Source organism: Pseudomonas sp. 9AZ (assembly GCF_902506525.1).
GTDB classification, from domain to species: domain Bacteria; phylum Pseudomonadota; class Gammaproteobacteria; order Pseudomonadales; family Pseudomonadaceae; genus Aquipseudomonas; species Aquipseudomonas peli.
This window is the reverse complement of record NZ_LR733840.1, coordinates 1953776-1965769: the sequence shown is the minus strand read 5'-3', so window position 1 is coordinate 1965769 and position 11994 is coordinate 1953776. Positions and strand designations below refer to the sequence as shown.

Annotated in this window: 11 protein-coding genes; 10 read left to right on the top strand and 1 reads right to left on the bottom strand. The window is 64.3% G+C overall.

The genetic code is table 11. From position 1 onward, the window contains the following. The first annotated feature begins 45 nt into the window (after positions 1–45). The 4 genes from ALTER154_RS09155 (at position 46) to ALTER154_RS09140 (ending at position 4436) form a co-directional block, all read left to right on the top strand. Complete coding sequence (locus ALTER154_RS09155; RefSeq protein WP_160086428.1) at positions 46–1119, top strand: FAD-dependent oxidoreductase; 1074 nt, start codon at positions 46–48, stop codon at positions 1117–1119. A 28-nt stretch (positions 1120–1147) separates the two neighbouring features. After that, the gene (locus ALTER154_RS09150) at positions 1148–2950 is read left to right on the top strand and encodes a methyl-accepting chemotaxis protein (RefSeq protein ID WP_372239923.1); all 1803 of its coding nucleotides are present in this window, start codon (positions 1148–1150) and stop codon (positions 2948–2950) included. Between the two features lie 120 nt (positions 2951–3070). Continuing rightward, positions 3071–3754, top strand: a complete 684-nt coding sequence (locus ALTER154_RS09145; protein WP_160086426.1) for a type 1 glutamine amidotransferase domain-containing protein — start codon at positions 3071–3073, stop codon at positions 3752–3754. Positions 3755–3779: 25 nt separating this feature from the next. Further along, positions 3780–4436 carry a cupin domain-containing protein gene (locus ALTER154_RS09140; protein WP_160086424.1) on the top strand — a complete coding sequence of 219 codons (657 nt, stop codon included), beginning with the start codon at positions 3780–3782 and terminating at the stop codon, positions 4434–4436. Here ALTER154_RS09140 and ALTER154_RS09135 read toward each other — a convergent pair. After that, positions 4433–5659, bottom strand: a complete 1227-nt coding sequence (locus tag ALTER154_RS09135; RefSeq protein ID WP_160086422.1) for an NADH:flavin oxidoreductase/NADH oxidase family protein — start codon at positions 5657–5659, stop codon at positions 4433–4435. The genes ALTER154_RS09140 and ALTER154_RS09135 overlap by 4 nt on opposite strands. Positions 5660–5736: 77 nt before the next feature. On the opposite strand from ALTER154_RS09135, the gene ALTER154_RS09130 reads away from it, so the two are divergent. From ALTER154_RS09130 to ALTER154_RS09105, 6 genes are all read left to right on the top strand, one after another. Beyond that, positions 5737–6141 carry a MerR family transcriptional regulator gene (locus ALTER154_RS09130; protein WP_160086420.1) on the top strand — a complete coding sequence of 135 codons (405 nt, stop codon included), beginning with the start codon at positions 5737–5739 and terminating at the stop codon, positions 6139–6141. Between the two features lie 89 nt (positions 6142–6230). Next, complete coding sequence (locus ALTER154_RS09125) at positions 6231–6377, top strand: hypothetical protein (protein ID WP_160086418.1); 147 nt, start codon at positions 6231–6233, stop codon at positions 6375–6377. 39 nt (positions 6378–6416) lie between these two features. After that, positions 6417–7730: an FAD-binding oxidoreductase gene (locus ALTER154_RS09120; protein WP_160086416.1), complete on the top strand. Its 1314-nt coding sequence runs from the start codon at positions 6417–6419 to the stop codon at positions 7728–7730. A 135-nt stretch (positions 7731–7865) separates the two neighbouring features. Continuing rightward, positions 7866–8375: a sigma-70 family RNA polymerase sigma factor gene (locus ALTER154_RS09115; RefSeq protein WP_160086414.1), complete on the top strand. Its 510-nt coding sequence runs from the start codon at positions 7866–7868 to the stop codon at positions 8373–8375. A gap of 1 nt (position 8376) precedes the next feature. Continuing rightward, positions 8377–9408, top strand: a complete 1032-nt coding sequence (locus ALTER154_RS09110) for a FecR domain-containing protein (RefSeq protein ID WP_160086412.1) — start codon at positions 8377–8379, stop codon at positions 9406–9408. Between the two features lie 122 nt (positions 9409–9530). After that, complete coding sequence (locus tag ALTER154_RS09105; RefSeq protein ID WP_160086410.1) at positions 9531–11993, top strand: TonB-dependent siderophore receptor; 2463 nt, start codon at positions 9531–9533, stop codon at positions 11991–11993. The last annotated feature ends 1 nt before the right edge of the window (position 11994 follow it).

Here is an 11994-nt window from a genome sequence, read left to right as displayed (position 1 = left end):
GCCCGTACCATTAGCGCACACCGATTACCTGATGGACGTCCGCGTGTGAGCACTCATTACGACCTTCTATTGATCGGCGCCGGCCACGCCCACCTCGGCGTGCTGCGGCGCTGGGCCCTGGTCGAGCGGCCGCCAGGGCGCATTGCGCTGCTCAGTGCCGGTCCGGTGGCCTGGTATTCCGGCATGCTACCGGGGCTGCTGGCTGGGCGGCATCGGCCAGAGGATTGCCAGGTCGAGCTGCAGGCGCTGTGCCGCGCGGCAAAGGTCGAGTTGATTGTCAGCCCGCTGGAAAGCCTGTCCGCCGCACAGCAACAGGTGCAACTGGCCAATGGGCAAACCTTGAATGGCAGCTGGCTGTCGCTGAATGTCGGCGCGCAGGTCTCTGCACCTGCGCAGCACGGTGATGGCATGCAGGTGCTGGCAGTAAAACCCTTCGCGGCATTTCTTGATGGTTGGCAACGCTGGCAGGCCGAGCCTCAGCCCTTGGCGATTCTCGGCGGCGGCGCGGCGGGAGTTGAACTGGCGCTGGCCTTGGCCGGGAAGGTGCCGCAACAGGCGCTGTTCTGTGCCGGGCATCTGCTCGATGGTTTGTCTGCTGGCGTGCGTCTGCGGGCCCTCGGCCATCTGCGTCAGCGTGGTGTGTGGGTGCGCGAGGATTGCCCAATCGACCGCATCGAGGACGACTGCCTGTTCAGCGGCGACGAACCGGTCTGGCGCGGTCAACGGCTGCTGCTGGCCAGCGGTGCCAAGGCCTTTGCCTGGCCAGCGCACAGTGGCCTGGGCTGCGATGAGCAGGGCTTTGTATTGATTGCGCCGACGCTGCAGAGCTACACCCACCCGACGATTTTCGCCGTGGGCGACTGCGCCAGCCTGCCCGGCGCACGCAAAAGCGGGGTGTACGCGGTGCGTCAGGGGCCGGTGCTGGCGAATAACCTCAGCGCCGCCTTGCGCGGCCTGCCCCTCAAACGCTACCGGCCGCAACGCCAGAGCTTAGCGCTGCTGGCCACCGGCGACGGCGGTGCCCTGTTGGACTGGCATGGACACAGTGCCGGCGGGCGTTTCTACGGGCGCTGGAAGGATTTTCTCGACAAGGGTTTTATTCAGCGCCATCGCCTGTAAGGACTGATCCACCTGCGACCAAAGTGCCATGGCCCTGAACCGCCACGGGTGCTCGAATCATCCTCCCAGCAAAGGTTGGCCGCAGGGAGCGACACCCGCTATGGTCTATAGATTCGCTGACAGCGGCCGATTGCCTACCCAGGCATCTCCAGCTGCACGCACTCCCATTTCAGCAGGCATGGCCCGTCCACTTCATGGTGGCGTGCCGCAGGCAGTTTCTGGCCGTGGTTCGACCAGAATAAAAATAACGAGGTTTGTCATGCGTTCTGCGTTTATTACCTACCCTAAGGCCTGCCTGCTGCATGCCATCGGGCTGGCCGGGTTGATGGTGACGTACCAGCAGATCCAGCTGCCCTGGTTTATCAGCATTCCGTCCTTTCTGCTGCTGGCCCTGTGGCCCTGGCTAGGGCCCTGGCAGCGCCAGCATGAAGACCATCCAGCGCCCGCCAATGCGCAGCACGACACGTTCAGCACCCTCAGCCAGAGCCTGTCGCGTCACACCTGCCACAACGCCCTGGCCGCCGCCGAAGTGGCGCATGCGGCGCAGCAGCTGGCCGGCAAACTGCAATCGCAACTGAGCGCCACCGAGCAGATCAACCAGGCCGCCGAGGCCATCACCCACACCGAACAGGACAGTGCCCAGCGCGCCGAACAGACCCTGATTGCCGCGCAGAGCGTGCGGCAAGACAGCAGCAGCGGGCAGCAGGAGCTGCGTCAGGCAATCGATGCCATGCAGCACCTGAGTGCGCAGACCGCCACCAGCCGCGAACTGATTGACGGCCTGAGCAGCCGCACCGAGCAGATCGAGAAAGTCACCCAGGTCATCCAGTCGATTGCCAGCCAGACCAACCTGCTGGCGCTCAATGCGGCCATCGAGGCGGCACGCGCCGGTGAACTCGGCCGCGGCTTTGCGGTGGTCGCCGATGAGGTGCGTAACCTGGCCGGCCGCACCAGCAGCGCCACCGAGGAAGTCGGGCAGATCGTCAGCGATATCCGCCAGCAGAGCGCGGCGGTGGTCAGCCATATGCAGCAGCAGGCCGAACAACTGACCCTGGCCGCGCAGCAGGTCGAGCACACCGGCGCGCAACTGCAAGGCATTGCTGGATTGGCAGCGAATGTAGAGGATCAGGTCAGCCAGATCGACAGCGGCACCCGGCAGAACCACGAACGCCTGGCTGAGCTGTCCGTGGCGGTCGGCCAGCTGCGCGGCGATGTCAGCGACAGCGAAGGGCAGACGCGTCAACTCAGCAGCGCCGCCGAGCGGTTAGTCGCGCAGGCCGAAAGCGTCAGCGAACAACTCGCCGAAGTCGGCCTGGATGACTACCACCAGCGCATCTACGACCTCGCGCGCAGCGCCGCGGTGCAGATTGCCGCGCAGTTCGAGGCTGACCTGCAAAGCGGACGGATCAGCGCCAGTGACCTGTTCGACCGTCACTATCAACCGATTGCCGGCAGCTTCCCGGCCAAGTACAAAACGCGCTTTGACGGCTATGCCGATCAGGTACTGCCGGCCATTCAGGAACCCCTGCTCAGCCAGCACGAGGGCCTGGTGTTCGCCATCGCCTGCACCGCCGAAGGCTACGTGCCAACGCACAACAATGCCTTCAACCACCCACCATGCGGGGACCGCGCGGTGGACACGCTGAAGAGTCGCAGCAAGCGCCTGTTCAACGACCGCACCGGCATCCGCTGTGGCAGCCATCAGAAACCGGTGCTGCTGCAGACCTATATGCGCGACACCGGTGAGCTGATGCATGACCTGTCGGTGCCGATTATGGTCAACGGCCGGCATTGGGGCGGCATTCGCCTCGGATACAAACCCGAACCCTGATCGGCGCTGTATGCCTGCACGTGATAGGCACCATCAAGCCGTTTAAATTATCGCCAGCGGCTAACGCGCGTAAGCTGCATGCCTCTTTGCTCATCAGGGCCTGCGCCCCAAGGAATACCCATGAAGATCCTGCTGGTACTGACTTCTCACGACCAACTGGGCAACACCGGGCAGAAGACCGGTTTCTGGCTGGAGGAATTCGCCTCGCCGTACTACGTGTTCAAGGATGCCGGCGCGCAACTGACCCTGGCCTCGCCCAAAGGCGGCCAGCCGCCCTTGGACCCTAAGAGCGACGCCCCTGATGCACAGACAGCCGCTACCGAGCGCTTCCGTGCTGATCCGGCAGCGCAACAGGCGCTGGCCAACACCGTGCCGCTGAGCCAGGTGAAGGCCGATGATTTCGACGCCGTGTTCTATCCAGGCGGCCATGGCCCACTGTGGGATTTGGCCGAAGACCGCACCTCCATCGCACTGATCGAACACTTCCAGGCACAAAACAAACCGGTAGCGGCGGTCTGTCACGCTCCGGGTGTGCTGCGTCATGTCAAAGCGCCCAACGGTCTGCCGCTGGTCAGCGGCAAGAAAGTCACCGGCTTTAGCAACAGCGAAGAGGCTGCGGTGCAGCTAACCGACGTGGTGCCATTCCTGGTGCAGGATATGCTCATCGCCAACGGTGGCCATTACACCAGCACGAACGATTGGCAGAGCCATGTAGCCGTAGATGGTCTGCTGATCACCGGGCAAAACCCGGCCTCATCGGATGCCACCGCAGACGCGTTGATCCACCTGCTCAAGCAGGCCTGAATCAGACGGAGTTAAGGGGGCGACCATGCAACTGAATGCCGACTTTAGTCAGCGCGCCTTGATCCGTCCGGCCGACAGCCCCTGGGTGGCTTCACCCATGCCAGGGGTGGAGCGGCGCATGCTGGACCGCATCGGCGAGGAGGTGGCACGCGCCACCAGCATCGTGCGCTACGCGGCAGGTTCGCGCTTCAGCGAGCATCACCACCCCGGCGGCGAGGAGTTTCTCGTACTCGACGGGGTGTTCTCCGATGAACGCGGCGATTACCCCGCCGGCACTTACGTACGTAACCCCATCGGCAGCCATCACGCGCCTTTCAGCCGTGAAGGCTGCACGATCTTCGTCAAACTGATGCAGTTCGATGCGGCCGATAACAAGCCTGTAGTGATCGACAGCACCCAGGCACAATGGCGGCCCGGACTGGTGCCGGGCCTGCAGGTGTTGCCGTTGCACCAGCACGGTACCGAGCACGTGGCGCTGGTGCGTTGGGCCCCCGGCACCTACTTCAATGCACACCGGCATTGGGGCGGCGAAGAAATCCTGGTACTCGAAGGCACCTTTCAGGACGAGTTCGGCGACTACCCGGCCGGCAGCTGGCTGCGCAGCCCACACCTGTCACAGCACACACCGTTCAGCGAAGCAGGCTGCCTGATCTGGGTCAAAACCGGGCATTTGCCCGATTAACCCGCTGCCATCAGGCGTTTGTAGTGGCGGGTACGTCGCGCGCTTTTCAGCTGTTCCAGCACCAGCGCGCGTAGCGGCGAGACCCCAGCGTGGGTGTGCTTGCCCAGGCTGAGCTGGCGCAGTTGATACTTCACCACGGCCATGTATGCCAGGGAGGCAAACGCCTTGTTCTTCCAATGGATTGCTGGCAACTCGGCGCTGCTGGGCTGCCCGGCCTGCCATTGTTTCGGCAGCGCTGGGTTGATCGCCAAGGCCGTGGCTATCCCAGCCATAGCCACGCCGCTGGCCAGCACCTGCTCGACCACTGGCAGACGGCGAATCCCACCGGTGACCATCACCGGCATGCTCGCCACAGCGGCAATCTCACCGGCGAACTCCAGGAAGTAGGCTTCGCGCGCCAGGGTACGGCCGTCGCGGGCATCGCCCTGCATAGCCGGCGCTTCATAGCTGCCGCCGGACAGCTCGACCAGATCAACCGCCAGCTCATTGAGCAACTGCACCACCTGCTTGGCATCGGCCGCGTCGAAGCCGCCACGCTGGAAGTCCGCCGAATTGAGTTTGACCGCCACGCAGAAGCTGGGGGCCACCACAGCCCGTACCGCCTTGACCACCTCAAGCAGAAAGCGCGCACGGTTTTCCAGCGGGCCGCCCCAGCGATCGCTGCGCTTGTTGCTGATCGGCGAAAGGAATTGGCTGAGCAGATAACCGTGCGCCGCATGAACCTGCACGCCCGTAAAGCCGGCCTGTTCGGCCAACTGTGCGGTGCGCGCATAGCGCTGAATCAGACTTTGGATTTCTGCTTCATCCAACGCCTTGGGCACGGGGAACATTTTCGACAGGCCACCCAGCTCCAGCGCGACCGCTGACGGCGCGACGGTCTGCTGGCCAAGGTTGGCCTGCATCTGCCGGCCGGGATGGTTGATCTGCATCCAGACCTGCCCACCTTGAGCGCGGCTGATCCGGGCCCACTCGCGGAATTTATCCAGCTGGCGCTCATCCTCCAGCACCACGCCGCCGGGGCCGGTCATGGCTCGGCGGTCGACCATCACGTTACCGGTGATCAGCAACCCGGCACCACCCTCGGCCCAGGCCTGGTAAAGGCGCAGCAATTCAGCGGACGGGCCTTGGCTGGCGTCCGCCAAGTTCTCTTCCATCGCCGCCTTGGCAATGCGGTTGGGGATGACAGTACCGTTGGGCAGGTGCAGCGGTTGAAAGGCAGTCATGGCGTACTCCGAGGTAGCAGGTGGAGCAAGGCTAAGGTTAAAGTCAACTTTAAGGTCAATAGCCCGGAGTACTGAGGATGAAAATCGGTGAACTGGCCAGCCGCACGGGGCTGGCGGCATCGCGCATACGTTTCTATGAGGCCAGTGGGTTGATCAGCGCCCAACGTCAGGCCAACGGCTACCGCCGCTACCCGGAACAGGCGGTGCAGACCCTGGGTATCATCAGCTGCGCGCAGCAGGCCGGATTCAGCCTCGACGAAATCCGCCGGCTGCTGCCGCAAGGCGACTCACAGGGCCTGGCGCACGCGGAGCTGCTGGCCAGCCTGCAGCGTAAAGTCGGTGAGATCGAGGCCATGCAACAACGGCTGGCGCAGAACAAGGCGCAGCTGCTGAGCATCATCGCCAGCATCGAAAGCAAACCCGAGGGCATGCCCTGCGCCGAGAATGCCGAGCGGGTGATGGCGCAGTTACGCGGTGGCTGATGGACGCGCGTAATGTTTAGCCCAACAGCAACCAAGCATGTAAAAAACCGCATTTAACCAACGCATGGCCCTGTGTGAACCTTGTGGCCATGCGCTTTTCTCATGTGTTTTCCCCCGTTTCCCTGCACGCAGCCGCGCCGCGTGACCAGGTCAAACTGCCGCATACCCTGGCGTTCTGGGCGTTGTGGCATTGCCGTCACGCGCGCCCGCCGGATGACTGGACCGCTCTGCCCTGACTGCTCTGCCCATTCCCGTCGTCTACCAGGAAGCTGCTTATGAATGCCGCCCTCAAACCTGTTACCCCGGCTGCTGTGCGCTGCCCGTCCTACTACAGCGCCACCCTCAATGAAGAAACCGATTACCCGCCCCTGCAAGGCGAGGTCAGCGTCGATGTGGTGATCATCGGCGGCGGCTTTACCGGCGTGGCGTCTGCCGTGGAGCTGGCCGAGCGCGGCCTCAAGGTGGCGATTGTCGAAGCCAACAAGATCGGCTGGGGTGCCACCGGGCGCAACGGCGGCCAGGTCACTGGCAGCCTGTCGGGCGACGCGGCGATGACCAAGCAGATGCGCAACACCCTCGGCGAGGAAGTCGAAGACTTTATCTGGCACCTGCGCTGGCGCGGTCACGAGATCATCAAGAACCGCGTGGAAAAGTACGGCATTCAGTGCGACCTCAAGCACGGCCACCTGCATGCGGCGATGAAGCCCACGCACATGCAGGAACTAGAAGCCACCTACGCCGAAGCACAGCGTCGCGGCATGGGCGCTGATGTGACCCTGCTCGACCGCGCCGGCGTGCGCAGCCACCTGGCCAGCGACCTGTACAGCGGCGCGCTGAAGAACACCCGCAACATGCACCTGCACCCGCTGAACCTGTGCATCGGCGAAGCCAAGGCCGCCGCCAGCCTGGGCGCGCTGATATTCGAGCACTCCGAAGTGCTGGAGATTGTGCATGGCACCAAGCCGGCGGTGGTCACAGCCCAAGGCCGGATCAACGCCAAGCAGGTGCTGCTGGCCGGCGATGTGTACCACAAGCTGGAGCCGAAAAAGCTCAAGGGCATGATCTTCCCGGCCATGGGCGGCATCGTCACCACCGCGCCGCTGGGTGAACTGGCGAAAGAAATCAATCCGCAGGACCTGGCCGTGTACGACTGCCGCTTCGTCCTCGACTACTACCGCATGACCGCCGACGGCCGCCTGCTGTTCGGCGGTGGCTGCAACTACTCCGGGCGCGACTCACGGGATATCGCCGCCGAACTGCGCCCCGGTATCGAACAGACCTTCCCGCAGCTCAAGGGCATCGATATCGACTTCCAGTGGAGCTGCGCCATGGGCATCGTGATCAACCGCATCCCGCAACTCGGCAAACTCTCGGACAACGTCTGGTACTGCCAGGGCTACTCCGGCCACGGCATCGCCACCACCCACATCATGGGCGAGATCATGGCCAACGCCCTGACCGGCACCCTGGGCCACTACGACACCTTTGCCGCCTGCAAACACATCAAGGTGCCGCTGGGTGATGTGTTCGGCAACCCGATGCTGGCCGCCGGCATGTGGTACTACCAGATGCTGGAAAAGCTGCGTTAAGAACGCTGCGGCGCTGACGCGTGAGCGCAGTCCGCTGATCAGCTGCCGGGGCACACGTCACCGGCAGCATTGAGTTTTTAATAATAATAATTATCATGTGCGCCTGAGTAGCCATCCGGCTGACCGGAGCTCACTGTGCCTGCCTCTGAATTTGACCTGTCTACCGACCTCGACACGCTCTACCGCCAGCACCACGGCTGGCTGGAAGGCTGGTTGCGGCGCAAGCTGAACGACACCTTTGCCGCCGCAGACCTGGCCCAGGACACCTTCGTCAGCGTTATTCATTCCGGTCAGGCCCATGAAATTCGCGAACCCCGGCCCTTTCTGGCGACCATTGCGCGCCGGCTGATTGCCCATCGTCATCGCCGCCAGCGCCTCGAAGACGCCTACCTTGAAGTGCTCGCCAGCCTGCCGGAAGCGGTTTACCCCTCGCCGGAAGAACAGCTGCAGGCACTGGAAACCCTGCGTCAGATCGACAGCGCCCTCGACGGTCTGCCGGCCCAGGTCAAGGAAGCATTCCTGCTCGCCCACCTGGAAGAACTTAGCTATGCCGAGATCGCCGAACGCCTGGGCGTGTCCAGCAGCTCGGTGAAGCAGTACCTGATGCGCGCCAACCGCCAATACCTGTTTGCCCTGGCCAGCTGAGATGAACGGACAGCACAGCACGGTTTACCCCAACACACCCGCCAGGCTCTTGGCCGAAGGCCAGCCGATCAGCGCAGCCGTGGCCGACCAGGCAGTGGAATGGCTGACATTGCTGATGTCCGGCGCAACCAGCGCGCAGGAGCAGCTGGCTTGGCAGACCTGGCGCGCGGCCAGCCCTGAGCACGAACGCGCCTGGCGGCATATCGAGGCCATGACCGGACGGCTCAAGGCATTGCCGGCCAAGAGTGCCTACCAGACGCTCTCGCCCTATGCCCGCCAAACCGCTCAGGCCAGCCGCCGCACGCTGCTGCGCTCGCTGTTCTGGGGTGGGTTGCTGGCCGGCTCTGGGCTGCTGGCCAGCCGCACCAATACCTGGCAGGAACAGCTGGCCGAACACCGCACCGGCACGGGCGAGCAACGCCGCGTGACCCTCAGCGACGGCACCCGCGTGACGCTCAACACCGCCACGGCGCTCGATTTGCAGTTCGATGCGCAGACCCGCCTGCTGCACCTGCGCGCAGGCGAAATCATGGTCGTCACCGCTGCGGCTCAAGGCCTGCAGCCTGTCGACCCACGTCCGCTGGAGGTGCAGACCGCACAAGGGCGTATCCGCGCGCTGGGCACGCGTTTCAGCGTGCGCCAGAACGACGGCCACACCCAGGTGGCCGTGCAGGAAAGTGCCGTACAGCTCCACCCGATCCGCAGTGACCGTGTGCAGGTGCTGCTGGCCGGGCAACGCACCGGCTTCAGCCGCACCCATATCGACCCGCTGCGCCCGCTGCATGAGGCTGATCTGGCCTGGACCCGTGGGCAGATCATTGCCGACGACATGCCCCTGGGCGAATTCATCGCCGAGCTTGATCGCTACCGCCCCGGGGTGCTGCGCTGCGATCCGCACGTGGCCGGGTTACGCCTGTCAGGGGTGTTCCCGGTGCACGACAGCGATCGCATTCTCGCCACCCTACCCAGCGTGCTGCCCGTGCAGGTGCGCACGCGCAGCCGCTACTGGGTGCTGATCGAACAGGCCGGCTAGGCCCGCGTCGCAGCGGATAGCCGAGCGCGGCGAAAAATAATTCAGCCGCGCACTGCCCGATTGCCATTCTCGCGGCACCTACACAGCAAGAACCTCATTCGCTTTCTGTGCCAGGAGCCCCCATGCACCGTGCCAATCGCCCCGTGACGCCGCCGCGTCACACCGCGCACAACTTCCAACTGCGACCGAGTGGCCGCCTGCTCTTGGCCCTGGCCTGCAGCCTGGCGCTCCAGCAACTGCCGGGCGTGGCCCTGGCCGCAGGCACCGCGCCGGCCCAACAGCAGGGGCAGCAAACCTTCGCGATTGCCGCCGGGCCTTTGGCACCGGCGCTGCGCATCCTGTCGAGCAGCGCCAACCTGTTGCTCAGCTATACCGCCGAGCAAACGGCCGACAAGGTAACCGCAGGTCTTCAAGGCCACTACACCGTGCCCGAAGCACTGGCGGCGCTGCTGGCCGGTACCGGCTTGCAGGCTGTGCAGGTAGAGGCCGGTGGTTATGTGCTACGGCCCGCACCCGCGCAAACGAACAACGCAGCGGCCCGCACCGAGCTGCCCGCCATGACCATTTCCGGCAAGGCCAGCCGTTACCAGAGCAGCGTGCCGGTGAGCAGCGCCACCCGCACCGATGCCGACTCGCTGGATGTACCGCAGACGGTCGATGCGGTCCCGGCCGCGGTGCTGCGTGATCGTGGCGCGCGCTCCATCAAGGAAGCCCTGGCCTACACCCCTGGCGTGACCAGCAGCACCGGCGAGGGCATTCGCGAGCAGTTCATTATCCGTGGCTTCTCAGCTATTTCTGATACCTATGTAGACGGCATGCGCGATGGCGGTAATACCTTCCGCGACACCTTCAACCTGGAGCAGGTCGAAGTGGTCAAAGGCCCCAGCGGCGTGCTCTACGGCCGGGGGTCGGCCGGTGGCTTGATCAACCTGGTGAGCAAGCGCCCGCACCAGCAAGCGCAGACTGACCTAGCGGCCAGTCTGGGCTCCTACGATGCCCGGCGCCTGACCCTCGATGTCAACCAGCCTATCAACGAAGCGGTGCAGGTGCGCATCAATGCCATGGCCGACGAAGGCGACTCGTACCGCGATGAGGTCTGGTACAAGAAGCACGGCCTGGCGCTGGCCTCTACCCTGCGTTTCAACGATGACGTGACCCTCGACCTGCGCGCCCAGCACCTGGCGGATGAACGCGTGTTCGACGCCGGTATTCCCGGCATCAACGGCAAGCCGGCGGATGTCTCGCGCTCGACCTATTACGGCTCGGCCAACCCCGGCGATAACGACAGCGGCACCAGCGCCGACAGCACCTTCCAGGCCGACCTCAAGGTGGACCTGAGCGACAGCCTGCAACTGCGCAACACCCTGAGCTACCGCACCCTGGACCTTGAACGTAACCAGACCACCATCAACCGCCTGCTACTCAACACCGCCACGCCCACCGTGCGCCTGTCGCGCAGCAACTTCGACAGTCAGCAGACTGACCTGGCCAACAAGCTGGAGCTGAGCAAGCAGGTCGAGTGGCTGGGCATCCAGCACGAGCTGATGGTCGGTGCCGAGTACGCTATCGAGGAACGCGACACCCTGTCACGCGGCGGCGACCTGCCCGCCGCCTACAACCTGTCGGTGTACAACCCGGTGCTCAAGACCGTGCCCTACAGCGCTGCCTCCGTGCGCCGCGATGGCATCTATGAAACCCATACCGCCGGCTATTACATCCAGGACCTGATGCGCTTCAACGAGCACTGGGTGATGCTGCTGGGCCTGCGCGAAGATCAGCTGGAGCGCGACTTCGACAACCGCGTCGGCAGTGATTACAGCCGTGATGATGATTACCGCAGCCCGCGCGCCGGCCTGGTCTATCAGCCCAATGACTGGTCGTCCTACTACCTGTCCGCCTCGCGCTCCTACCAGCCAGGCAGCGCCACCGGGGTGATTGATCCCGGCAACGCCATCCAGCCGCCGGAGATCACCACCAGCTATGAGCTGGGCAGCAAGCTGCGCCTGAATGACGGTGCCTTGGAGCTGGGCCTGAGCCTGTTCCAGATCATCAAGGAAAACGTACCGACTCGAGACCCCAGCGACCCCAATGGCCCGTCGCTGTATGTCGGTGAAATCACCGCCGAAGGCGTCGAACTGTCGGCCCTCGGCGATCTCGGCCACGGCCTGAGCCTGCAGGGCGGGCTCACCTACCTGGATGCACGGGTGACCCAGTCGAACAACACCACGGCGCCGGCGATCACCCCGACGCAGCCGGCCACGCCGCTGGAAGGCAAACGGGCGGCCAACGCCCCACGCTTTAGCGCCACCCTGTGGGGCGTCAAAGAGCTGGGTAACGGCTGGCGCGTCGGCCTCGGTGTGCGCCATCAGGGCGATTCCTTCGCCTCGACCACCAACGCCGTCACCCTGCCGGCCTACACCGTGCTGGATGCCGGGCTGTTCCATGAGCGCGGCCCCTGGGCGTTTGCCCTCAACGCCCGCAACCTGGGCAACAAGACCTACTACGAGTCGGCCACCAATGACCTCGGCATCCTGCCGGGCGAACCGCGTTCGCTGCAATTCAGCACCAGCTACCGCTTCGAGTGAG

Bases quoted from the DNA above. Each gene is read 5' to 3' on its own strand.
- ALTER154_RS09125 (WP_160086418.1), top strand. From the start codon at position 6,231: ATGCGCTTTTCTCATGTGTTTTCCCCCGTTTCCCTGCACGCAGCCGCG.
- ALTER154_RS09120 (WP_160086416.1), top strand. From the start codon at position 6,417: ATGAATGCCGCCCTCAAACCTGTTACCCCGGCTGCTGTGCGCTGCCCG.
- ALTER154_RS09130 (WP_160086420.1), top strand. From the start codon at position 5,737: ATGAAAATCGGTGAACTGGCCAGCCGCACGGGGCTGGCGGCATCGCGC.
- ALTER154_RS09150 (WP_372239923.1), top strand. From the start codon at position 1,148: ATGGCCCTGAACCGCCACGGGTGCTCGAATCATCCTCCCAGCAAAGGT.
- ALTER154_RS09140 (WP_160086424.1), top strand. From the start codon at position 3,780: ATGCAACTGAATGCCGACTTTAGTCAGCGCGCCTTGATCCGTCCGGCC.
- ALTER154_RS09145 (WP_160086426.1), top strand. From the start codon at position 3,071: ATGAAGATCCTGCTGGTACTGACTTCTCACGACCAACTGGGCAACACC.
- ALTER154_RS09105 (WP_160086410.1), top strand. From the start codon at position 9,531: ATGCACCGTGCCAATCGCCCCGTGACGCCGCCGCGTCACACCGCGCAC.
- ALTER154_RS09135 (WP_160086422.1), bottom strand. From the start codon at position 5,659: ATGACTGCCTTTCAACCGCTGCACCTGCCCAACGGTACTGTCATCCCC.
- ALTER154_RS09110 (WP_160086412.1), top strand. From the start codon at position 8,377: ATGAACGGACAGCACAGCACGGTTTACCCCAACACACCCGCCAGGCTC.